This window comes from Erwinia wuhanensis, assembly GCF_030484085.1.
Taxonomy (GTDB): Bacteria; Pseudomonadota; Gammaproteobacteria; order Enterobacterales; family Enterobacteriaceae; genus Erwinia; species Erwinia aeris.
In genome coordinates, this window is record NZ_JAUJUH010000009.1 from 1 (window position 1) to 19,512 (window position 19,512).

Below are 19,512 nucleotides of genomic sequence, written 5' to 3' on the forward strand. Positions count from 1 at the left end.
AATTGTTAAAGAGCGTTGCGGCCAGTGCTTTCGCTTCCTGCCGCGAGGTGGCGTATATTACGCTTTCCTCCTTCAGAGTCAACCTCTTTTTCAGAAGTTTTCTCCGGCGATTCAGCTTCCTGAACCTCCTGAGCCGCTGGCTGTAAGCCGTTGTGCCGTCTCAGTGGTTGCGCATTATAGGGATCCGTTCGGATAGCACAACCCTTTTTTTGATCTTTCTTTTCGACCGCTGATTTTTCACGCTTATCGTTGTGATAACGGACAATTTGCACAAAAATAGCGCTGATTTTAGTGAAGTTATTGATCGTTATTAGCCTGGGATGCCAGGCTTCATGGATCCTTTTATAAATGAGAGGCAGTTATGTCCGGAAATTTACGTCCTTATAAAGATACGTATCCCCAATGCGGCGAACGCGTCATGGTCGATGCTTCAAGCGTGGTGGTTGGTGAGGTGCAGTTAAATGATGACGTCAGTATCTGGCCGTTGGTTGCCATCCGAGGGGATGTAAATCGCGTTGTTATCGGTAAACGCAGTAATATTCAGGATGGCAGCGTACTGCATGTTACCCACAGGTCTTCTGCTAACCCGGAAGGCTTTCCGCTGATGGTCGGGGAAGATGTTACGGTTGGCCATAAGGCCATGCTCCATGGTTGCAGCATTGGTAATCGTGTACTGGTTGGCATGGGCTCGATACTGCTGGATGGCGTAATAGTAGAAGACGACGTCATAATTGGTGCAGGTAGCCTGGTACCGCCGGGTAAACGGCTGGCCAGCGGCTTTCTTTATTTAGGCAGCCCGGTAAAACAGATTCGGCCGCTTACTGAAGCTGAAATCAGCGGCCTGCTTTATTCATCTAACAACTATGTGAAATGGAAAGATGACTATCTGGCTCAGGAAAGCCAGATCCAGCCCTGAGTGTCTTCCTTTTCCGCCTTGATCGCCGCTTCTGCTTCCTCCTCCAGATCCCAACGATGTTGGCGGAAGCTTTCTATTACTTCTTTATCTTTACCAAAGCGGCGGATCAGCGATTCGCCGTCAATGGCGCAAAGGATCTGAAAGCCGTTGACCAAAGCGGGAAAGCAGATGGCGTTCGCCGACTCATCCCACCATTCACGATCGGGAAACAGGATCGCCTGGTTCATCCCTGAAGTTCCGCCTGCAAAGTAGCAATCACGGGCGCGACATCAGGAAACACATCGTGCCATAAAAAGAATGACCAGGCCGCCTGCCCTACCAGCATTCCAAGCCCGTCCGCCCTATGCGTTGCGCCCCGCTCCCGGCACCAGTGCAGAAACGGCGTTGCGCCAGGCTGATAAAACATATCGTAGCAGCGGGTTTGCGGGCCGATTAGCGATGCCGGTATAGCCGGTATTTCTCCGCCAACGCCGCTGGAAGTGGCATTGATAATAAGATCAAACTGCCTTGCCTCCAGGCTGTCCATCGGTTCGGCAGTGATTTCGCCAGCCTGCCGAAAAAGCTCAGCTAATGTCTGCGCCTTCGCCAGCGTGCGGTTAGTAATAGTCAGATCACAGCGCAAAGACAGCAGAGGCAGGATCACACCGCGAGCAGCGCCGCCCGCGCCCACCAGCAGTACCCGGTCGCCAGGCTTGATCAACGACAGTCTTTCTAAATCGGTCAGCAGACCAATCCCATCGGTGTTGTCGCCCAGCAGCCGCCCGTCGTCCAGCTTCTTTATAGTATTGACCGCGCCCGCCAGCGAAGCCCGCTCGGTCAGTTCATCCACCAGCCGGTAAGCCTGCTCTTTAAAAGGCAGCGTCACGTTAGCGCCCGCGCCGCCCTGAGCAATAAAGTCCGCTACTGAACGATCGAATTCATCCACCGGCGCGCAAATACGACCGTAGGGATGAGGGATACCGGTCTGCTCTGCAAAAAGCTGATGGATCCGTGGCGACTTGCTGTGATTAATCGGATTACCGAATACCGCAAAATTTCGCATTGTTTATCCCTGTCGAATCAGTTCGCCGGTTAAAGCATCGCGAATTTCAGAAGGATTGTTCCGTCCGCCTGTCTCAGACTGCAAAACGGGGAAATCTTTACCAAACTGCTGATGAACTTCCGCAGCGTGGCGGCAAGGCGGCAGGCCGGTAAGGTTGGCACTGGTGGACACCAGCGGCTTGCCGAAAGCCTCGCATAGCTGACGAACATCGGGATGGTCGCTGACCCGCACCGCCAGCGAATCAAACCGCCCTGTCAGCCAGCGAGGCGTAGTGTTGCGCGCCGGCACTACCCAGGTCACCGGGCCAGGCCAGAACGAGAACATCTTTTCTTTCTGTTCTGCCGTCAGCTGTGTTTCATCAAGGTAGGGCTGCAACTGTTGATAATCCGCCGCAATCAGGATTAATCCTTTTTCGACCTGACGCTGTTTTAACGCCAGTAGCGCCATGACGGCTGTTTCGCTGTCCGGGTTACATCCCAGACCAAATACCGCTTCGGTGGGATAAGCGATGACGGCATCCTGTCGTAAGTGCGCAAGGCAGGCATCCAGCGAGCCTGCCGGGTAGTTATTCTTCAATGCTGTTTCCTGCTGTAACGGGCTTGCCGCAGGCTTTGCTGGCACAAAAGCGCCTGACGCCGCGCGCGGTCTTTTTCTCAATTAATAGAGGGAAATGGCAAAACTCACACTCTCCCTCTACCGGTGTAAAATTAACTGCAAACTGGCAGTCCGGATAACGATCGCAGGCATGAAACGTCTTGCCGTAGCGTGAACGCCGCTGCACCAGCTTTCCCTTCTCGCACTGTGGACAGGCAAGCGTGGTTTCGTCGGGCTTATCGATGAGTTCCGTATGCGTGCAGTCGGGATAGCGGCTACAGCCGATGAACATGCCGTAGCGTCCCTGACGTAAAGCCAGCTCCGCCTGGCAAACCGGGCAAAACTGGCCTTCAAGGATTTTAACAATATGGCCGTCGGCCTGGTTTTTAAGGGGGCGGATATAGTCGCATTCGGGATACGCTGAGCATCCCAGAAAAGCGCCGTGCTTTCCTGAACGAATGACCAGTTCCGCCCCGCACTGTGGGCAAGGCTCATTTTTTCGCACAGCGAAAAGCGCTGTTTTATTCATAGCATTTACGACACGAAGACGTTCTTCAGTGCACTATTCCTTCATTGACGTCAAAAAGAAGTTCTTCCATCTGTTGGTAGGCGTTTTCACATCCGGGGATGTTAAACAATACCATCAGCACCACCCATTTGAGATCTTCCAGATCGAACTCAAGCGTGTCCAGCGCCATAATACGCTCAATAACCATTTCCCGGGTTTCCAGATTCAGCACCTGAATTTGTTCCAGGAACAGAATGAATCCCCGGCAGTTGGCATCCAACCGCTGGCTCTCTTCTTCGGTATAAATCCTCATGGAAAGCGGATCGGCCGCCAGCAAAAAAGGCGCCGTCAGGCCATCCTGATAATCCGCCAGCTTTTCTAACCAGTTCAACGCATTATAAATATCTTCACGATGAAAACCGGCGTCGGTCAAATCGTCCGTCAATTTATCCTGATCGACGCGCATCTCTGCTTCGCTATGAATATACGTTTCAAATAAATACATCAGTACGTCGAACATGGCTTGCCCTCCTCAATCGGACATAGCCGCCGGGTACAGCTGCGATCCACCCTGCTAACTCCAGCTCAAGCAGCTTAGCTACGATAACTGGCACAGGCTGGCAGGCACGTTCAGCGACGACGTCAACAGGTGTAACCTCATCTCCTACGTTAGCCAACACCTCGGGAAATGGCAATGAACTATTGTCTTCCACAGCAGAATATATTGTTGAGTTTTTCGCCAGGGGTAACCATTTCAAATCGCTTTGTAACTGTTCAAGGATAGTATTGGGATGCGCGGTCAACAGCGCGCCCTGCTGAATAAGCCAGTGCGTGCCTTCACTACCGGGATTGCCGATTGCGCCAGGCAACGCATAAACATCACGATTTTGCTCTAAAGCCAGCCTGGCGGTTACCAGCGAGCCGCTTTTCAGGGCCGCTTCCACCACCAGCACGCCCAGGCTCAAGCCGCTGATAATTCTGTTACGCCAGGGAAAATGCCAGGCGAACGGCGCAGCGGCAAGCGGGAATTCAGAAACCAGCGCGCCGCCCCCGGCAACAATCGCTTTCGCCAACGAAAGATGCTGACGAGGATAGATTTTCATCAGCCCGCCCCCTAATACCGCCAGCGTTTTTCCCTTTACCTCTAATGCGGCCCTGTGGGCAACGCTATCGATGCCCAGCGCGAGCCCACTGGTAATGGTAATGCCGCTGAGCGCCAGCGTTTGTGTAAAGAAGGTTCCCCAGTTTCTGCCGTAGGCGGAGCAGCTGCGGCTGCCGATAACCGCTATCTGCGGCGTGGTCAGCAGCGCCGGATCGCCCTGAACAAAAAGGGCGGCGGGGAAATCGTGGATGTTTTTCAGTAAAGGAGGATACGCAGGGCTGTCGCAGGCAATAAAGTAGTGGTTATCCTGTTCCAGCCAGGCGAGCGTGCTGTTGATGACCGTTCGGTCATAAGCCAGAAAAGCCTCGGCTTGCTCAGCCCGCAGGCCCGCTTCAAGAAGCGTATTTTTATCCAGCGCCGTCTTGCATTGCAGCCTGGCGACGATCGCTTCACGCTGTAGCGCGGACAATTGCTTTACGGCTGACAGACGCAGCCAAATCTCCGTTGCCGTCATCGGTGCCATCCCTGCCCTGGGCTTTGGTTAACGTAGCGGGAATGCTGTCAATCATGAGGCGAAATGTCTACAATAAGAGGGATAAATCTCTTATTCCTTGAACACAAATCTGGAAAGTTATGTCCGTTTTGCAGGTATTACATTATCCCGACGATCGTCTTCGCATCGTCGCTAAGCCCGTGGCGGAAGTAAACGCCGATATTCAGCGTATCGTTGATGATATGTTCGACACCATGTATGCCGAAGAAGGTATTGGCCTGGCGGCGACGCAGGTCGATATTCATCAGCGCATTATCGTTATCGACGTTTCAGAAAACCGCGACGAGCGTCTGGTGCTGATCAACCCGGAGCTGCTGGAAAAAAGCGGCGATACCGGTATTGAAGAAGGCTGCCTCTCTATTCCGGAACAGCGGGCGCTGGTGCCGCGCGCCGAAAAAGTGAAAATCCGCGCGCTGGATCGTGAAGGCAAAAGCTATGAGCTGGAAGCGGACGGCCTGCTGGCTATCTGTATTCAGCACGAAATGGATCATCTGGTCGGCAAGCTGTTTATCGATTACCTGTCGCCGCTGAAGCGCGATCGTATTCGTAAAAAGCTGGAGAAACTCTATCGCCAGACAGCTCAGGACTGATGAACATCTGAAGAAGGGAACCCCGTGTCCGACTCTTTAAACATTATCTTTGCCGGCACGCCTGACTTTGCAGCGCGTCATCTTGATGCGCTGCTGTCGTCCAGCCACAAAGTAGTAGGCGTTTTTACCCAGCCCGACCGTCCGGCGGGCCGCGGCAACAAGCTGACGGCCAGCCCGGTTAAACAGCTGGCTGAGCAGCATGGCATTCCCGTGTTTCAGCCAAAATCCCTGCGTCCCGAAGAAAACCAGCAGCTGGTTGCCGATCTGCATGCTGACGTTATGGTCGTGGTGGCTTATGGCCTGATCCTGCCGGCCGCCGTGCTGGCTATGCCGCGCTTGGGCTGTATTAACGTACACGGTTCGCTGCTGCCAAAATGGCGCGGCGCGGCGCCTATCCAGCGTTCGCTCTGGGCTGGCGATGCGGAAACCGGCGTGACCATCATGCAGATGGATGTAGGCCTGGATACCGGCGATATGCTGCACAAGCTGGCCTGCCCGATTGAAGCGGACGATACCAGCGCCAGCCTCTATCAGAAGCTGGCCGAACTTGGCCCGCAGGGCATGTTGACCACGCTTGAGCAGCTTGCCAGCGGCAGCGCGCAGCCGAAAGTACAGGATGAAGCGCTGGTTAGCTATGCGGAAAAGCTCAGTAAAGAAGAAGCGAAGCTGGACTGGACGCTATCCGCCGCCCAGCTGGAACGCTGCATTCGCGCTTTTAATCCCTGGCCGGTCAGCTATTTCACTATTGACGACCAGCCGGTCAAAGTGTGGAAAGCCTCGGTATTGCCGCACGTGGCAAAACAGCCTGGCGAAATTGTGCAGGCGGACAAAAACGGCATCCAGATTGCGACGGCCGATGGCGTTCTCAATATCGAAGAGCTACAGCCTGCCGGTAAAAAAGCCATGAAGGCGCAGGACCTGCTGAACTCCCGCCGTGAATGGTTTAATCCTGGCAACATCCTTGCCTGACTCCTCGCCCGACCTCGTGTCGGGCGATATTTAAAGCGATCCTATGAAAAAAAATACCAATCTGCGCAGCGTGGCTGCCGAGACTATTGAGAAAGTAGTCGAGCGTGGCGAGTCATTAAGCACCGTGCTGCCTGTCGCGCAAAAATTGCTGGCGGAAAAAGACGCCGCGCTGCTACAGGAGCTTTGCTATGGCGTGTTGCGTACGCTGCCGCAGCTGGAGTGGGTTATCAGTCAGCTGATGGAGCGCCCGCTTACCGGAAAGCAACGCGCCGTTCATTTCCTGATTATGGTGGGTCTTTACCAGCTGATGTTTACCCGTATCCCTGCTCACGCCGCGCTGGCGGAGACGGTGGAAGGCGCGGTCGCACTCAAACGGCAGCAGTTGAAGGGGCTGATCAACGGCGTACTGCGCCAGTTCCAGCGCAAGCAGGAGGAACTGACGACGGCGATGGCCGAAGGCGATCAGCAGTACCTGCATCCGAAATGGCTGCTGGCAAGGCTCAGAAACGCCTGGCCCGAGCAGTGGCCGCAAATCGTGGACGCTAACAACCAGCGCCCGCCAATGTGGCTGCGCGTTAATCGACAGCATCACAGCCGTGAAGAGTGGCTGACGCTGCTGCAGGAAGCCGGTAAAAATGCCGAGCCGCATCCGGTGCACAAGGATGCTCTACGGCTTGAAGCTCCCTGCCCGGTCTCGCAGCTACCCGGATTCGATCTGGGCTGGGTAACGGTACAGGATGCCTCTGCCCAAGGCTGTGTCGCCTTGCTCGATCCGCAAAACGGCGAAACGATTCTGGATCTCTGCGCCGCGCCGGGCGGTAAAACCACGCATATTCTGGAAGTCGCGCCTGAAGCCAGCGTGCTGGCCGTAGATATCGATGCAAAGCGGCTGGCCAGGGTCAGCGAAAATTTGCAGCGGCTGAATATGACTGCCGAAGTGAAAGTCGGCGATGGGACAGCGCCTGAACAATGGTGCGGCGACAGGCAGTTCGATCGCATTTTATTGGATGCGCCATGCTCGGCAACCGGCGTTATTCGTCGTCATCCGGATATTAAATGGCTGCGTCGCGACCGCGATATTCCCGAACTGGCGGCTATTCAGCAGCAAATTCTGGATGCTGTCTGGCCACATCTGAAGCCCGGCGGGACTTTGCTCTATGCTACCTGTTCGGTTCTGCCGGAAGAAAACCATCTGCAGGTTGCGGCATTCTTAGCGCGTCATACTGATGCTACGCTGAGTGATACCGGTGACGAAAAGCAGCCAGGGATTCAGGTTTTTCCTGATGCTCAGGGCGGTGACGGGTTTTATTATGCGAAGCTGGTAAAAAAATAACGTAGCGGCCGGCACGTCCGGCCTAATCCATTTTCCTGAACAGACTGAAGCACAATGAAAATCATTATTCTTGGCGCCGGTCAGGTCGGCGGCACGCTTGCCGAAAACCTGGTAGGTGAAAACAACGATATTACCGTGGTGGATACGGATTCCGGTCGCCTGCGTCAGTTACAGGATAAATACGATTTACGCGTTGTGCAGGGCCACGGTTCCCATCCACGGGTGCTGCGTGAAGCGGGCGCGGAAGATGCCGATATGCTGGTAGCGGTAACCAGCTCGGACGAAACCAATATGGTTGCCTGTCAGGTAGCCTACTCTCTTTTTAATACGCCAAACCGTATCGCCCGTATCCGCGCGCCGGACTATCTGCGCGATGCCGAGCGGCTCTTTATCCCGGAAGCCGTGCCGATTGATCATTTGATCTCGCCAGAACAGCTGGTTATCGACAATATTTACCGGCTAATCGAGTATCCGGGCGCGCTACAGGTGGTCAATTTCGCCGAAGGCAAGGTCAGCCTGGCGGTAGTAAAAGCCTATTATGGCGGGCCGCTGGTCGGTAATCCTCTGGCGATCATGCGTGAGCATATGCCGCACATTGATACGCGCGTCGCCGCTATCTTCCGTCAGGACCGCCCTATCCGTCCGCAGGGTTCAACGATTGTGGAAGCAGGCGACGAGGTCTTTTTTATCGCCGCAAGCCAGCATATCCGTGCCGTAATGAGCGAATACCAGCGTCTGGAAAAGCCCTATAAGCGCATTATGATTGTTGGCGGCGGTAATATTGGATCGGGTCTGGCACAGCGGCTGGAAAAAAATTACAGCGTAAAACTGATTGAACGTAATCAGCAGCGCGCCGCCGAGCTGGCCGAGCTGCTGCAAAACACCATCGTCTTTTACGGCGATGCGTCGGATCAGGAACTGCTGGCCGAAGAGCATATCGATCAGATCGATCTTTTTATTGCCATTACCAATGACGACGAAGCTAATATCATGTCGGCAATGCTGGCGAAGAAGATGGGCGCGAAGAAAGTGATGGTGCTGATCCAGCGAAAAGCCTACGTCGATCTGGTGCAGGGCAGCGTGATCGATATCGCCATCTCGCCGCAGCAGGCGACGATTTCTGCGCTGCTGGGCCACGTGCGTAAGGCCGATATTGTCGGCGTCTCCTCGCTGCGCCGTGGCGTGGCCGAAGCGATCGAGGCGATCGCGCATGGGGACGAAACCACCTCGCGCGTTGTCGGCAGATCGATTGACGATATCAAGCTGCCGCCGGGGACTATTATTGGCGCGGTTGTGCGCGGCGATGATGTAATGATCGCTAACGACAATCTGCGGATCGAACAAGGCGATCATGTGATCATGTTCCTGACCGACAAGAAATTTGTGCCAGACGTGGAAAGACTGTTCCAGCCCAGCCCGTTCTTTTTATAACGCTTCGCGCTGCCAGGGACTGGCGCCGTGTTACCCCTTAGCGCTGCTCTTTTCACCCGTCTTGTTTTTCTCCGCCGTTAACATGGCAAAAGCCGGTTCGTTTGTTAGACTTACTCACTGGCACAGGAAAGGAGATAACAATGAGTTTATTCAAAGAGTTTCGCGATTTCGCTATGCGCGGCAACGTTGTCGATCTGGCGGTCGGTGTAATTATTGGTGCCGCATTCGGTAAGATCGTTTCTTCTTTAGTGGCGAACATTATTATGCCGCCGCTGGGATTATTGATTGGTGGAATAGACTTTAAACAGTTTGGCTGGGTACTGAAACCTGCCGTCGGCGATGCGCCTGCGGTTGTGATGCAGTACGGTATCTTCCTACAGAACGTTTTTGATTTTATCATCGTGGCTTTCGCTATCTTCCTGGCTATTAAGCTGATGAACAAGCTGCACAAGAAGAAAGAAGTTGAAAAGCCTGCGCCTAAAATCAGCGCGGAAGAAACGCTGCTGACTGAAATCCGTGATTTGCTGAAGCAGAAAAACGGTCAGATCTGACAGCACCAGTAAAAAAAGAACCGCCTTCCAGGGCGGTTTTTTTATGGCCTGAAAGCAGAAGGCCAGTGGTAAAGTCTGCTTTACCACTGGCCTCCCGGGCTACGTGCTTGTCCTTACGCCGATAGCTGCCTTTGCCTTTTTTATTCGCTTCGATACGCGTTTTGAACAGCGGATCGTGTAGTAAAGCCTCCAGCGCGTTATCGCGAATGGTGCCTTTCTTGTGCTGATATTTAGTCATATACCTTCCTTATGGTTGAATCGGCAATGAATATAGAACTCAAACGGCAAAAGATCAATCCGCCGTCGGGGCCAGCGCGCCTTTTTCTAACGCTTCCAGTATGGAGCAGTAAACGCTGCTGTGAGCCGTCCCGCAGCAGGCATCATTCAGCCTGGTCAGTGAACGCTGCATATGTTGCAGTTCAGCGATCATGCTTTCGACTTCCTGCAGTCTCGTTTGCACAATAGTTTTCGACTCCTGACAGGTATGGTGTTCAGGATCGATGCGGATTGAAAGCAGTTCACGAATGGCTTCCAGGCTAAAGCCCAGCTGTCTGCCATAACGAATAAACCGCAGCCGCTGAAGATCGTTCTGGCTATAGAGCCGGAAACCGCCTTCCGTGCGGATCTCATGATCCATCATTTGCTGCTTTTCATAATAGCGGATCGTATCGGGCGTTACGTCCGCCAGTTTCGCCAGCTGACCTATTTTATACATGCCTTTTCTCCAAAAAGCCGCTGCTGTAATTGCCCGCCATACTCGCTCCTGAGGAAGTCGGTACTCATCCCTGCCTGCCTGAGCTTGCTTTCTAAAAGCGCGAGGTGTTTAGCATGTTGAGCATAGCGCTCATCCGTGGGTTCGATACCGGCAAGCAGTTCGTTGAGCTCCACCGCTTCGCGACGCATTTCCAGCTCGGGCGGGAGAAAACCGGAATTCTTCATCAGGCGATACGCCGCGCGCAGTTCGGGCGGCACGTGACTGTCGTCATCCAGCGCCAGCTTTTTACCGCTGCCGGGCAGATTATCGAATTCACCCTTTTTTTGGGCTTCAGCAATGTGCTGTTCTACCAGCTGGTCAAATAACCACATCATGACCTCGTGGACGGGGGAAAGAACAAACAGGATAGCGCGTTGTAAAAGGGAGGGGAAATTTCAGATATAAAAAAACCGGGCATACGCCCGGTTTTTCCAGATTGCGGCAGATATTACTCTGCTGCTTCTGCTTGAGCTTCTGGACGATCAACCAGCTCGATGTAAGCCATCGGAGCGTTGTCACCAGCGCGGAAGCCACACTTCAGAATACGAGTGTATCCACCGGCACGGCTCGCGAAACGCGGGCCCAGCTCGTTAAACAGTTTTGCCACGATCTCGTTATCACGAGTGCGGGCGAATGCCAGACGACGATTAGCTACGCTGTCGGTCTTGGCAAGAGTAATCAGCGGCTCAACTACACGACGCAGCTCTTTCGCTTTTGGCAGGGTCGTCTTGATGATTTCATGACGAACCAAAGAGCCTGCCATGTTGCGGAACATAGCCTGGCGATGGCTGCTGTTGCGGTTCAGTTGACGACCACTCTTACGATGGCGCATGACCTTATCCTTCTCAGTGAAACCTTAACCTGTGATCGGGTTATTCATCAGCGATGCTAGCGGGCGGCCAGTTTTCCAGGCGCATGCCCAGAGACAGACCACGAGAAGCCAGCACGTCTTTAATCTCGGTAAGAGATTTTTTACCAAGGTTAGGCGTTTTAAGCAGCTCAACCTCGGTACGCTGTACCAGATCACCGATGTAGTGGATAGCTTCTGCCTTAAGGCAGTTAGCAGAGCGGACAGTCAATTCCAGATCGTCAACAGGGCGCAGCAGGATCGGATCGAATTCTGGTTTCTCTTCTTTCACTTCCGGCTGACGTACATCACGTAAGTCAACGAAAGCTTCCAGTTGTTCAGCCAGAATGGTTGCCGCACGGCGGATCGCTTCTTCAGGATCGATAGTGCCGTTGGTTTCCATTTCGATGACCAGCTTGTCCAGGTCAGTACGCTGTTCTACACGCGCTGCTTCAACATTGTAGGCAATACGCTCTACAGGGCTGTAGCAGGCGTCGACCAACAGACGACCGATCGGGCGCTCATCTTCTTCCGAATGAATTCGGGCAGAAGCCGGCACATAACCACGACCGCGCTGAACTTTGATACGCATGCTGATAGCCGCGTTCTCATCAGTCAGGTGGCAGATCACGTGCTGCGGCTTGACGATTTCGACATCACCATCATGGGTGATATCGGCTGCAGTCACAGGGCCAATGCCAGATTTATTCAGAGTAAGAATAACTTCATCTTTCCCCTGAACTCTTACCGCCAGCCCTTTCAGGTTGAGCAGGATTTCCAGGATATCTTCCTGTACGCCCTCTTTGGTGCTGTACTCATGTAGTACACCATCAATTTCAACCTCGGTCACCGCGCAACCCGGCATTGATGAAAGCAGAATACGGCGCAGTGCGTTACCAAGAGTATGGCCAAAGCCACGCTCTAAAGGCTCAAGGGTCACCTTGGCGTGCGTCGAACTCACTTGCTCGATATCTACCAGGCGCGGTTTTAGAAACTCTGTCACAGAACCCTGCATTGTGTCCTCTCTTTGGTACTAAGCTTTACTTGGAGTAAAGCTCGACGATCAGGTGTTCGTTAATGTCCGCAGACAGATCGGTACGTTCAGGAATACGTTTGAACACACCTTCCATCTTAGTTGCATCAACTTCCAGCCAGGTTGGCTTTTCACGCTGCTCAGCCAGCTCCAGAGCGGCTTTCACGCGAGACTGCTTTTTGGCTTTCTCACGGATGCTAACAACGTCATTCGGAGTTACCTGATAAGAAGCGATGCTAACAACGCGACCATTTACCATGATGGATTTGTGGCTAACCAGCTGACGTGCTTCTGCACGAGTGGCGCCAAAGCCCATACGGTAAACAACGTTATCCAGACGACCTTCCAGCAGAGCTAACAGGTTTTCACCGGTGTTGCCTTTCAGACGTGCTGCTTCTTTATAATAGTTACGGAACTGACGCTCCAGCACGCCGTAGATACGACGAACTTTTTGCTTTTCACGTAACTGTACGCCATAGTCAGACAGACGCGGTTTACGCGCACCGTGCTGGCCAGGGGCTTGTTCAATCTTACACTTGGTATCAATCGCGCGAACGCCAGACTTCAGGAAGAGGTCTGTACCTTCACGACGGCTCAGCTTGAGCTTAGGACCCAAATATCTTGCCATTTTCTTTCTCCAACATTCCTAAAAAACGAGCGTTATACGCGGCGTTTTTTCGGCGGACGACAACCGTTGTGAGGGATCGGAGTCACATCAGTAATATTAGTGATGCGGAAACCAGCAGCGTTCAGAGCACGAATCGTTGATTCGCGGCCTGGACCAGGACCCTTAACCATAACTTCCAGGTTCTTAATACCGTACTCTTTCACGGCGTCTGCGCAACGTTCAGCGGCAACCTGTGCAGCGAACGGCGTAGATTTACGAGAACCACGGAAACCGGAACCACCGGCTGTTGCCCAACCCAGCGCGTTACCCTGACGATCGGTAATGGTCACGATGGTGTTGTTGAAAGATGCATGGACATGAGCCACGCCATCAGAGACTTGCTTTCTTACACGCTTGCGTGCACGAACTGGTGCCTTTGCCATTATTCAATCACCCCGATTATTTCTTGATCGGTTTACGCGGACCCTTACGGGTACGTGCGTTGGTCTTGGTACGCTGACCGCGCACTGGAAGACCACGACGATGACGTAAACCACGATAGCAACCAAGGTCCATCAGACGCTTGATGCTCAGGGTGACTTCACGACGCAGATCGCCTTCAACAACAAACTTTGCAACTGCGTCACGCAGAATGTCGATTTGTTCTTCAGACAGCTCACTGATCTTAACATTTTCAGCGATTCCCGTTGATGCACAGATAGCCTGTGAGCGGGTCTTGCCGATACCGAAGATCGCGGTTAGTGCGATAACAGTATGTTTATGATCAGGAATGTTAATGCCTGCTATACGGGCCACTATGCACTCCTACTATTTAAATATGCGCCCCATGCTGAAAAGCCCGTTTTCAGGATACTCAAATGGAAACGCATAGACATACAAAAGATTGGCTGGCTAATCTAGCCAGCTCAACCCGACTTTGCAAGAAAAATATTAGCCCTGACGCTGTTTATGCTTAGGCTCGGCGCTGCAAATCACACGTACGACACCATCACGACGGATGATTTTGCAGTTACGACATAATTTCTTGACGGAAGCACGAACTTTCATTTTTACTCTCCGTAACTTCTCAAGCGCCTGAATTAACGGCCGTAGCCCTTCAGGTTTGCTTTCTTCAATGCAGACTCGTATTGACTGGACATCATCAGAGTTTGCACTTGAGCCATAAAGTCCATGATGACAACAACTACGATCAGCAGTGAAGTACCGCCGAAGTAGAATGGAACTTTCATCGCATCACGCATGAACTCCGGGATTAGGCAGATGAAAGTAATGTAGAGCGCACCCACTAACGTGAGGCGAGTCATTACTTTATCGATGTACTTCGCCGTCTGTTCTCCCGGACGAATTCCTGGTACAAATGCACCAGACTTCTTCAGGTTATCTGCTGTTTCACGCGGGTTGAAAACCAACGCCGTATAGAAGAAACAGAAGAAGATGATTGCAGTCGCATAGAGTAACACATAAAGCGGTTGACCAGGCTGCAAATACATTGAAATAGTCGTCAGCCAGTTCCAACCGGTTCCGCCCCCGAACCATGAAGCTATGGTCGCCGGGAACAGGATAATGCTGGAAGCAAAGATTGCCGGGATAACCCCTGCCATATTCACTTTCAACGGTAAATGTGTGCTCTGCGCAGCATAGACACGACGGCCTTGCTGACGTTTCGCATAGTTCACCACAATGCGGCGTTGACCACGCTCAACGAAAACAACGAAGAAGGTCACTGCAAATACAAGAACTGCAACCAACAGCAACAGGAGGAAGTGCAGGTCGCCTTGCCGCGCTTGCTCGATGGTATGGCCAATGGCCGGCGGCAGTCCCGCAACAATACCAGCGAAGATTATGATGGAGATACCGTTGCCGATACCCCGCTCAGTAATCTGTTCACCCAGCCACATCAGGAACATTGTCCCGGTCACCAGGCTGACAACAGCGGTAAAGTAGAAGGCAAAGCCTGGGTTTAACACCAGGCCCTGCATTCCAGGCATATTCGGCAGACCGGTAGCAATACCGATAGACTGAAATATGCCCAGTACCAGTGTGCCGTAGCGGGTGTACTGGCTAATCTTACGACGGCCAGCCTCCCCTTCTTTCTTTATTTCTGCCAGCGCGGGATGAACCACGGTCAGCAGCTGGATAATAATCGAGGCCGAAATATACGGCATAATACCCAAGGCAAAGATAGAAGCACGGCTCAGAGCACCACCAGAGAACATGTTGAACATTTCAATGATGGTGCCACGCTGTTGCTCAAGCAGTTTGGCAAGTACAGTGGCATCGATACCAGGGATTGGAATAAAAGAGCCAATGCGGAATACAATCAGCGCACCAATCACAAACAGAAGTCTGCGTTTTAGTTCGCCAAAACCACCTTTGGCACTTTGAAAATCTAATCCCGGTTGCTTAGCCATCTGCTACTTATTCCTCAATTTTACCGCCAGCAGCTTCGATTGCAGCACGAGCGCCTTTAGTGACACGCAGACCGCGAACCGTTACCGGAGCAGAGACTTCGCCAGACAGGATAACCTTAGCGAATTCGATCTGAATACCGATAATGTTGGCCGCTTTCAGCGTGTTCAGGTCGACGATCCCGCCTTCAACTTTCGCCAGGTCAGACAGACGAACTTCTGTCGTAACCATAGATTTGCGAGAGGTGAAACCGAATTTCGGCAGACGACGGTACAGAGGCATCTGGCCACCTTCGAACCCACGACGTACGCCACCGCCAGAACGAGAGTTCTGACCTTTGTGACCACGACCGCCGGTTTTACCGAGGCCAGAACCGATACCACGACCCAGACGCTTGGAAGCGTGTTTAGACCCGTCGGCCGGAGACAGAGTATTTAAACGCATCTGTTACTCCTCCACTTTAACCATGTAGGAAATCGCGTTAACCATGCCGCGTACAGCTGGCGTGTCTTCACGCTCTACGGTGTGGTTAATACGACGCAGACCCAGGCCAAGCAGCGTTGCCTTGTGTTTCGGCAAACGTCCGATCGAACTGCGGGTTTGAGTAATTTTAATAGTCTTAGCCATGGTCATTACCCCAGAATGTCTTCAACGGATTTGCCACGCTTGGCAGCGACCATTTCTGGGGAATTCATGTTGGCCAGGCCATCCAGCGTTGCACGAACCACGTTAATCGGGTTAGTGGAACCGTAGGCTTTAGCCAGAACGTTATGAACCCCAGCGACTTCCAGAACGGCGCGCATTGCACCGCCGGCAATGATACCGGTACCTTCAGAAGCCGGCTGCATGAACACACGAGAACCTGTGTGCACACCTTTAACAGGGTGCTGCAGGGTGCCGTTGTTCAGCGCGACATTGATCATATTGCGACGAGCTTTTTCCATCGCTTTCTGGATCGCTGCTGGAACTTCACGCGCTTTACCGTAACCAAAACCGATGCGACCGTTACCGTCGCCTACCACTGTCAGTGCAGTGAAGGAGAAAATACGACCACCTTTAACGGTTTTCGATACGCGATTTACCGCGATCAGCTTTTCCTGCAGTTCGCCAGCTTGTTTTTCGATGTGTGCCATCTTACACCTCTACCTTAGAACTGTAGGCCAGCTTCACGGGCAGCATCTGCCAGTGCCTGGACACGACCATGATATTGGAAACCAGAGCGGTCGAAAGAAACACCAGTGATGCCTTTTTCGATTGCGCGCTCAGCAACTGCTTTACCAACAGCGGCGGCGGCGTCTTTGTTTCCAGTGTACTTCAGTTGCTCACTGATTGCTTTTTCTACTGTAGAAGCAGCAACCAGAACTTCAGAACCGTTTGGAGCAATTACCTGTGCGTAAATATGACGCGGGGTACGATGTACCACCAGGCGAGTTGCACCCAGCTCTTTGAGCTTGCGGCGTGCGCGGGTCGCACGACGGATACGAGCAGATTTCTTATCCATAGTGTTACCTTACTTCTTCTTAGCCTCTTTGGTACGCACGACTTCGTCGGCGTAACGAACACCCTTGCCTTTATAAGGCTCAGGACGACGGTAGGCGCGCAGATCGGCTGCAACCTGTCCAATCATCTGCTTATCAGCGCCTTTCAGCACGATTTCAGTTTGAGTTGGGCATTCAGCAGTGATTCCCGCTGGCAGCGCGTGTTCAACAGGGTGAGAAAAGCCCAGGGCCAGACTCACAGCGTTGCCTTTCACGGCCGCACGATAACCTACACCAACCAGCTGCAGCTTCTTAGTGAAGCCTTCGGTAACACCGATAACCATACTGTTCAGCAGTGCGCGAGAAGTACCAGCCTGTGCCCAACCGTCTGCAAAACCTTCGCGTGGTGCGAAAGTCAGAGTGTTGTCAGCATGCTTAACTTCTACAGCATTGTTGATAGTACGAGTCAGCTCGCCGTTTTTACCTTTAATCGAAATAACCTGACCGTCGAGTTTTACCTCTACGCCGGCAGGAATGACGACAGGTGCTTTAGCAACACGAGACATTCTTTCCTCCGTTAAGCTACGTAGCAGATAATTTCGCCACCAAGACCAGCCTGGCGCGCTGCACGATCGGTCATGACACCTTTAGAGGTAGAAACAACAGCGATACCCAGTCCAGCCATTACTTTTGGCAGTTCGTCTTTGCGTTTGTAGATACGCAGACCTGGACGGCTTACACGCTGAATGCTTTCTACCACAGCCTTGCCCTGGAAATACTTAAGAGTCAGTTCCAGTTCTGGCTTGGTGTCGCCTTCGATTTTAAATTCTTCAATATATCCTTCTTCCTTCAGCACGTTGGCAATTGCCACTTTCAGCTTGGAGGAAGGCATGGTGACCGCAACTTTGTTCGCGGCCTGACCGTTACGGATACGGGTCAGCATATCCGCGATCGGATCTTGCATGCTCATCTGTCTTTACTCCCGTGATTCAATTGGTAATTACCAGCTAGCCTTTTTCAAGCCAGGCACTTCACCGCGCATGGCGGCTTCACGCAGCTTGATACGGCTCAACCCGAATTTGCCCACATAACCATGTGGACGGCCAGTTTGGCGGCAGCGGTTACGCTGACGGGACGGGCTGGAATCACGCGGCAGAGTTTGCAGCTTGAGAACCGCATTCCAACGATCTTCGTCGGAAGAGTTCACACTAGAGATGATAGCTTTTAATTCCTCGCGTTTAGCGCGGTATTTATCAGCCAGTTTTACGCGAACGACTTCGCGTGCCTTCATCGATTGCTTAGCCATGAAGTAACCCTACCTTACTTGCGGAACGGGAAGTCAAAGGCAGCCAGCAGAGCACGGCCTTCATCGTCAGATTTCGCAGTAGTGGTAATGGTAATATCCAAACCACGAACGCGATCGACTTTGTCATAGTCGATTTCTGGGAAGATGATCTGCTCACGAACGCCCATGCTGTAGTTACCACGACCGTCGAATGACTTAGCGGACAGGCCACGGAAGTCACGGATACGAGGTACAGCAATAGAGATCAGACGCTCAAAGAACTCCCACATGCGTTCGCCACGCAGAGTTACTTTACAGCCGATCGGATAGCCCTGACGGATTTTGAAGCCTGCAACAGATTTGCGTGCTTTGGTGATAAACGGTTTTTGACCGGAGATTGCTGCCAGGTCAGCTGCTGCGTTATCCAGCAGTTTCTTGTCAGCGATCGCTTCACCAACACCCATGTTCAGGGTGATCTTCTCGACCCGAGGGACTTGCATGACAGAATTGTAGTTAAACTCAGTCATGAGTTTCTTAACTACTTCGTCTTTGTAGTAATCATGCAGTTTCGCCATCGTACTACTCCAAATTACTTGATAGTTTCGCTGTTAGACTTGAAGAAACGGACTTTTTTGCCGTCTTCGAATCTAAAGCCTACACGGTCAGCCTTGCCGGTGGCAGTGTTGTAAAGCGCAACGTTGGAAACCTGAATAGCGGCTTCTTTTTCAACGATGCCACCTGGTTGGTTCAGAGCCGGAACCGGCTTCTGATGTTTCTTCACCAGGTTGATACCTTCAACAATGACCTTGCCAGAAGACAGGACATTCTTAACTTTACCGCGCTTACCTTTATCTTTGCCGGTCAGCACGATAACTTCGTCATCGCGACGGATTTTAGCTGCCATTTTTCGCTCCTTAGAGTACTTCTGGTGCCAGAGAGATAATTTTCATGAACTTTTCAGTACGAAGTTCACGAGTTACCGGCCCAAAAATACGCGTTCCGATAGGCTGCTCGCTGTTATTGTTCAGAATAACGCATGCATTACCATCGAAGCGAATGACAGAACCGTCCGGGCGACGAACACCCTTCTTGGTGCGCACCACTACCGCCTTCAGCACATCACCTTTCTTAACCTTACCGCGAGGAATTGCTTCCTTGATGGTAATTTTGATGATATCGCCTACGCCTGCGTAGCGACGGTGCGAGCCACCCAGAACCTTGATACACATTACGCGACGTGCACCGGAGTTGTCGGCGACGTTCAGCATAGTCTGTTCTTGGATCATTTTAGTGCTCCGCTAATGTCAACTACTACTTCGGGACCTGATTCAGGTCGTATAAAAGCCCCATTATTGAGGGCGCAGCATTATAACACCGCATCTCGCATATGGGTAGAAAAAATAAACGACTCATATCGAGTCGATATTTGATCCTCTAAATTGAGGAACGCGACATTCTAAGGAATTGTTCACCCGGTAGCAATCGTAAT

Annotated in this window: 32 protein-coding genes; 6 read left to right on the forward strand and 26 right to left on the reverse strand. The window is 52.4% G+C overall.

Translation table 11 applies throughout. The features are described from left to right. Positions 1-361 precede the first annotated feature (361 nt). On the forward strand, positions 362-916 hold the full coding sequence (locus QZH36_RS18795) for a gamma carbonic anhydrase family protein (RefSeq protein WP_253457770.1): 555 nt from the start codon (positions 362-364) through the stop codon (positions 914-916). Here QZH36_RS18795 and QZH36_RS18800 read toward each other — a convergent pair. From QZH36_RS18800 to dprA, 6 genes are read right to left on the reverse strand one after another with little or no spacing between them, the layout of a single operon-like run. Continuing rightward, the gene (locus QZH36_RS18800; RefSeq protein WP_301730880.1) at positions 892-1,143 is read right to left on the reverse strand and encodes a DUF1488 family protein; all 252 of its coding nucleotides are present in this window, start codon (positions 1,141-1,143) and stop codon (positions 892-894) included. The genes QZH36_RS18795 and QZH36_RS18800 overlap by 25 nt on opposite strands. Beyond that, positions 1,140-1,958, reverse strand: a complete 819-nt coding sequence (aroE, locus tag QZH36_RS18805; protein ID WP_301253473.1) for a shikimate dehydrogenase — start codon at positions 1,956-1,958, stop codon at positions 1,140-1,142. Before aroE ends, QZH36_RS18800 begins: the two co-directional genes overlap by 4 nt. Before the next feature lie 3 nt (positions 1,959-1,961). Further along, on the reverse strand, positions 1,962-2,534 hold the full coding sequence (gene tsaC / locus QZH36_RS18810; protein ID WP_394150428.1) for an L-threonylcarbamoyladenylate synthase type 1 TsaC: 573 nt from the start codon (positions 2,532-2,534) through the stop codon (positions 1,962-1,964). Continuing rightward, positions 2,524-3,081 (reverse strand): DNA topoisomerase family protein, encoded by a 558-nt coding sequence (locus QZH36_RS18815; RefSeq protein ID WP_253457762.1) that lies wholly within the window; start codon positions 3,079-3,081, stop codon positions 2,524-2,526. The genes tsaC and QZH36_RS18815 overlap by 11 nt, the downstream gene beginning before the upstream one ends. Positions 3,082-3,106: 25 nt before the next feature. Then, the gene (gene smg, locus QZH36_RS18820; protein WP_125290971.1) at positions 3,107-3,580 is read right to left on the reverse strand and encodes a DUF494 family protein Smg; all 474 of its coding nucleotides are present in this window, start codon (positions 3,578-3,580) and stop codon (positions 3,107-3,109) included. Further along, positions 3,552-4,676, reverse strand: a complete 1,125-nt coding sequence (dprA, locus tag QZH36_RS18825; protein WP_301730881.1) for a DNA-protecting protein DprA — start codon at positions 4,674-4,676, stop codon at positions 3,552-3,554. Before dprA ends, smg begins: the two co-directional genes overlap by 29 nt. Before the next feature lie 119 nt (positions 4,677-4,795). Between dprA and def the strand changes: the two genes are divergently transcribed. The 5 genes from def (at position 4,796) to mscL (ending at position 9,589) form a co-directional block, all read left to right on the forward strand. After that, on the forward strand, positions 4,796-5,305 hold the full coding sequence (gene def / locus QZH36_RS18830; protein ID WP_125290972.1) for a peptide deformylase: 510 nt from the start codon (positions 4,796-4,798) through the stop codon (positions 5,303-5,305). 24 nt (positions 5,306-5,329) lie between these two features. After that, a complete protein-coding gene (gene fmt, locus QZH36_RS18835; protein ID WP_301730882.1) occupies positions 5,330-6,274 on the forward strand; it encodes a methionyl-tRNA formyltransferase in 945 nt (314 codons plus the stop codon). A gap of 43 nt (positions 6,275-6,317) precedes the next feature. Further along, a complete protein-coding gene (rsmB, locus tag QZH36_RS18840) occupies positions 6,318-7,607 on the forward strand; it encodes a 16S rRNA (cytosine(967)-C(5))-methyltransferase RsmB (RefSeq protein ID WP_301730883.1) in 1,290 nt (429 codons plus the stop codon). A gap of 54 nt (positions 7,608-7,661) precedes the next feature. Continuing rightward, positions 7,662-9,038, forward strand: coding sequence for a Trk system potassium transporter TrkA (gene trkA, locus QZH36_RS18845; RefSeq protein WP_301253468.1), 1,377 nt, complete (start codon positions 7,662-7,664; stop codon positions 9,036-9,038). A 140-nt stretch (positions 9,039-9,178) separates the two neighbouring features. Next, on the forward strand, positions 9,179-9,589 hold the full coding sequence (gene mscL, locus QZH36_RS18850; protein WP_125290976.1) for a large-conductance mechanosensitive channel protein MscL: 411 nt from the start codon (positions 9,179-9,181) through the stop codon (positions 9,587-9,589). Here the strand turns inward: mscL and QZH36_RS18855 are convergent. From QZH36_RS18855 to rplN, 20 genes are all read right to left on the reverse strand, one after another. Beyond that, positions 9,522-9,827, reverse strand: a complete 306-nt coding sequence (locus tag QZH36_RS18855; RefSeq protein ID WP_301730884.1) for an alternative ribosome-rescue factor A — start codon at positions 9,825-9,827, stop codon at positions 9,522-9,524. The two genes, mscL and QZH36_RS18855, sit on opposite strands and share 68 nt — an antisense overlap. 54 nt (positions 9,828-9,881) lie before the next feature. Beyond that, positions 9,882-10,304 (reverse strand): Zn(2+)-responsive transcriptional regulator, encoded by a 423-nt coding sequence (zntR, locus tag QZH36_RS18860; protein ID WP_253457748.1) that lies wholly within the window; start codon positions 10,302-10,304, stop codon positions 9,882-9,884. Continuing rightward, positions 10,292-10,675, reverse strand: coding sequence for a DnaJ family domain-containing protein (locus QZH36_RS18865; protein WP_253457745.1), 384 nt, complete (start codon positions 10,673-10,675; stop codon positions 10,292-10,294). The genes zntR and QZH36_RS18865 overlap by 13 nt, the downstream gene beginning before the upstream one ends. A 116-nt stretch (positions 10,676-10,791) precedes the next feature. Continuing rightward, positions 10,792-11,175: a 50S ribosomal protein L17 gene (rplQ, locus tag QZH36_RS18870; protein ID WP_120458461.1), complete on the reverse strand. Its 384-nt coding sequence runs from the start codon at positions 11,173-11,175 to the stop codon at positions 10,792-10,794. Positions 11,176-11,215: 40 nt separating this feature from the next. Further along, complete coding sequence (locus QZH36_RS18875; RefSeq protein WP_002919219.1) at positions 11,216-12,205, reverse strand: DNA-directed RNA polymerase subunit alpha; 990 nt, start codon at positions 12,203-12,205, stop codon at positions 11,216-11,218. 25 nt (positions 12,206-12,230) lie between these two features. Further along, positions 12,231-12,851 carry a 30S ribosomal protein S4 gene (gene rpsD, locus QZH36_RS18880; protein ID WP_004160561.1) on the reverse strand — a complete coding sequence of 207 codons (621 nt, stop codon included), beginning with the start codon at positions 12,849-12,851 and terminating at the stop codon, positions 12,231-12,233. Between the two features lie 32 nt (positions 12,852-12,883). After that, complete coding sequence (gene rpsK, locus QZH36_RS18885) at positions 12,884-13,273, reverse strand: 30S ribosomal protein S11 (RefSeq protein ID WP_034899652.1); 390 nt, start codon at positions 13,271-13,273, stop codon at positions 12,884-12,886. Between the two features lie 16 nt (positions 13,274-13,289). Further along, entirely contained in the window at positions 13,290-13,646 is a 357-nt protein-coding gene (gene rpsM / locus QZH36_RS18890) for a 30S ribosomal protein S13 (protein WP_048917626.1), read from the reverse strand. Between the two features lie 135 nt (positions 13,647-13,781). After that, complete coding sequence (gene rpmJ, locus QZH36_RS18895) at positions 13,782-13,898, reverse strand: 50S ribosomal protein L36 (protein ID WP_004160566.1); 117 nt, start codon at positions 13,896-13,898, stop codon at positions 13,782-13,784. Between the two features lie 32 nt (positions 13,899-13,930). After that, positions 13,931-15,262, reverse strand: coding sequence for a preprotein translocase subunit SecY (secY, locus tag QZH36_RS18900; RefSeq protein ID WP_124233601.1), 1,332 nt, complete (start codon positions 15,260-15,262; stop codon positions 13,931-13,933). Positions 15,263-15,269: 7 nt separating this feature from the next. Continuing rightward, positions 15,270-15,704 (reverse strand): 50S ribosomal protein L15, encoded by a 435-nt coding sequence (gene rplO, locus QZH36_RS18905; protein WP_125290979.1) that lies wholly within the window; start codon positions 15,702-15,704, stop codon positions 15,270-15,272. Between the two features lie 3 nt (positions 15,705-15,707). Beyond that, on the reverse strand, positions 15,708-15,887 hold the full coding sequence (gene rpmD, locus QZH36_RS18910) for a 50S ribosomal protein L30 (protein ID WP_004160569.1): 180 nt from the start codon (positions 15,885-15,887) through the stop codon (positions 15,708-15,710). Positions 15,888-15,892: 5 nt separating this feature from the next. Continuing rightward, entirely contained in the window at positions 15,893-16,393 is a 501-nt protein-coding gene (gene rpsE, locus QZH36_RS18915; protein ID WP_004160571.1) for a 30S ribosomal protein S5, read from the reverse strand. A 14-nt stretch (positions 16,394-16,407) separates the two neighbouring features. Continuing rightward, positions 16,408-16,761, reverse strand: coding sequence for a 50S ribosomal protein L18 (rplR, locus tag QZH36_RS18920; protein WP_004160572.1), 354 nt, complete (start codon positions 16,759-16,761; stop codon positions 16,408-16,410). A 9-nt stretch (positions 16,762-16,770) separates the two neighbouring features. Beyond that, on the reverse strand, positions 16,771-17,304 hold the full coding sequence (gene rplF / locus QZH36_RS18925) for a 50S ribosomal protein L6 (protein ID WP_253457742.1): 534 nt from the start codon (positions 17,302-17,304) through the stop codon (positions 16,771-16,773). Between the two features lie 11 nt (positions 17,305-17,315). Next, positions 17,316-17,708, reverse strand: coding sequence for a 30S ribosomal protein S8 (rpsH, locus tag QZH36_RS18930; RefSeq protein WP_052902739.1), 393 nt, complete (start codon positions 17,706-17,708; stop codon positions 17,316-17,318). A 30-nt stretch (positions 17,709-17,738) separates the two neighbouring features. Further along, positions 17,739-18,044 (reverse strand): 30S ribosomal protein S14, encoded by a 306-nt coding sequence (gene rpsN / locus QZH36_RS18935; protein WP_052902737.1) that lies wholly within the window; start codon positions 18,042-18,044, stop codon positions 17,739-17,741. Positions 18,045-18,058: 14 nt separating this feature from the next. Further along, positions 18,059-18,598, reverse strand: coding sequence for a 50S ribosomal protein L5 (gene rplE, locus QZH36_RS18940; protein WP_024966584.1), 540 nt, complete (start codon positions 18,596-18,598; stop codon positions 18,059-18,061). 14 nt (positions 18,599-18,612) lie between these two features. Next, entirely contained in the window at positions 18,613-18,927 is a 315-nt protein-coding gene (gene rplX / locus QZH36_RS18945; RefSeq protein WP_020322770.1) for a 50S ribosomal protein L24, read from the reverse strand. A gap of 10 nt (positions 18,928-18,937) precedes the next feature. Beyond that, the gene (gene rplN, locus QZH36_RS18950) at positions 18,938-19,309 is read right to left on the reverse strand and encodes a 50S ribosomal protein L14 (RefSeq protein WP_002919748.1); all 372 of its coding nucleotides are present in this window, start codon (positions 19,307-19,309) and stop codon (positions 18,938-18,940) included. Positions 19,310-19,512: the final 203 nt, after the last annotated feature.

Excerpts from the sequence above, each read along its gene's own strand:
- aroE (WP_301253473.1), bottom strand. The coding sequence starts at position 1,958 with ATGCGAAATTTTGCGGTATTCGGTAATCCGATTAATCACAGCAAGTCG.
- dprA (WP_301730881.1), bottom strand. The coding sequence starts at position 4,676 with ATGACGGCAACGGAGATTTGGCTGCGTCTGTCAGCCGTAAAGCAATTG.
- mscL (WP_125290976.1), top strand. The coding sequence starts at position 9,179 with ATGAGTTTATTCAAAGAGTTTCGCGATTTCGCTATGCGCGGCAACGTT.
- QZH36_RS18815 (WP_253457762.1), bottom strand. The coding sequence starts at position 3,081 with ATGAATAAAACAGCGCTTTTCGCTGTGCGAAAAAATGAGCCTTGCCCA.
- QZH36_RS18875 (WP_002919219.1), bottom strand. The coding sequence starts at position 12,205 with ATGCAGGGTTCTGTGACAGAGTTTCTAAAACCGCGCCTGGTAGATATC.
- QZH36_RS18795 (WP_253457770.1), top strand. The coding sequence starts at position 362 with ATGTCCGGAAATTTACGTCCTTATAAAGATACGTATCCCCAATGCGGC.
- rplO (WP_125290979.1), bottom strand. The coding sequence starts at position 15,704 with ATGCGTTTAAATACTCTGTCTCCGGCCGACGGGTCTAAACACGCTTCC.
- QZH36_RS18800 (WP_301730880.1), bottom strand. The coding sequence starts at position 1,143 with ATGAACCAGGCGATCCTGTTTCCCGATCGTGAATGGTGGGATGAGTCG.
- secY (WP_124233601.1), bottom strand. The coding sequence starts at position 15,262 with ATGGCTAAGCAACCGGGATTAGATTTTCAAAGTGCCAAAGGTGGTTTT.
- rpmJ (WP_004160566.1), bottom strand. The coding sequence starts at position 13,898 with ATGAAAGTTCGTGCTTCCGTCAAGAAATTATGTCGTAACTGCAAAATC.
- def (WP_125290972.1), top strand. The coding sequence starts at position 4,796 with ATGTCCGTTTTGCAGGTATTACATTATCCCGACGATCGTCTTCGCATC.
- rpsD (WP_004160561.1), bottom strand. The coding sequence starts at position 12,851 with ATGGCAAGATATTTGGGTCCTAAGCTCAAGCTGAGCCGTCGTGAAGGT.
- rplN (WP_002919748.1), bottom strand. The coding sequence starts at position 19,309 with ATGATCCAAGAACAGACTATGCTGAACGTCGCCGACAACTCCGGTGCA.
- rplQ (WP_120458461.1), bottom strand. The coding sequence starts at position 11,175 with ATGCGCCATCGTAAGAGTGGTCGTCAACTGAACCGCAACAGCAGCCAT.
- zntR (WP_253457748.1), bottom strand. The coding sequence starts at position 10,304 with ATGTATAAAATAGGTCAGCTGGCGAAACTGGCGGACGTAACGCCCGAT.
- rplE (WP_024966584.1), bottom strand. The coding sequence starts at position 18,598 with ATGGCGAAACTGCATGATTACTACAAAGACGAAGTAGTTAAGAAACTC.
- rplX (WP_020322770.1), bottom strand. The coding sequence starts at position 18,927 with ATGGCAGCTAAAATCCGTCGCGATGACGAAGTTATCGTGCTGACCGGC.
- trkA (WP_301253468.1), top strand. The coding sequence starts at position 7,662 with ATGAAAATCATTATTCTTGGCGCCGGTCAGGTCGGCGGCACGCTTGCC.
- rplF (WP_253457742.1), bottom strand. The coding sequence starts at position 17,304 with ATGTCTCGTGTTGCTAAAGCACCTGTCGTCATTCCTGCCGGCGTAGAG.
- rsmB (WP_301730883.1), top strand. The coding sequence starts at position 6,318 with ATGAAAAAAAATACCAATCTGCGCAGCGTGGCTGCCGAGACTATTGAG.
- QZH36_RS18865 (WP_253457745.1), bottom strand. The coding sequence starts at position 10,675 with ATGTGGTTATTTGACCAGCTGGTAGAACAGCACATTGCTGAAGCCCAA.
- rpsH (WP_052902739.1), bottom strand. The coding sequence starts at position 17,708 with ATGAGCATGCAAGATCCGATCGCGGATATGCTGACCCGTATCCGTAAC.
- rplR (WP_004160572.1), bottom strand. The coding sequence starts at position 16,761 with ATGGATAAGAAATCTGCTCGTATCCGTCGTGCGACCCGCGCACGCCGC.
- rpsN (WP_052902737.1), bottom strand. The coding sequence starts at position 18,044 with ATGGCTAAGCAATCGATGAAGGCACGCGAAGTCGTTCGCGTAAAACTG.
- rpmD (WP_004160569.1), bottom strand. The coding sequence starts at position 15,887 with ATGGCTAAGACTATTAAAATTACTCAAACCCGCAGTTCGATCGGACGT.
- rpsK (WP_034899652.1), bottom strand. The coding sequence starts at position 13,273 with ATGGCAAAGGCACCAGTTCGTGCACGCAAGCGTGTAAGAAAGCAAGTC.
- smg (WP_125290971.1), bottom strand. The coding sequence starts at position 3,580 with ATGTTCGACGTACTGATGTATTTATTTGAAACGTATATTCATAGCGAA.
- rpsE (WP_004160571.1), bottom strand. The coding sequence starts at position 16,393 with ATGGCACACATCGAAAAACAAGCTGGCGAACTGCAGGAAAAGCTGATC.
- QZH36_RS18855 (WP_301730884.1), bottom strand. The coding sequence starts at position 9,827 with ATGACTAAATATCAGCACAAGAAAGGCACCATTCGCGATAACGCGCTG.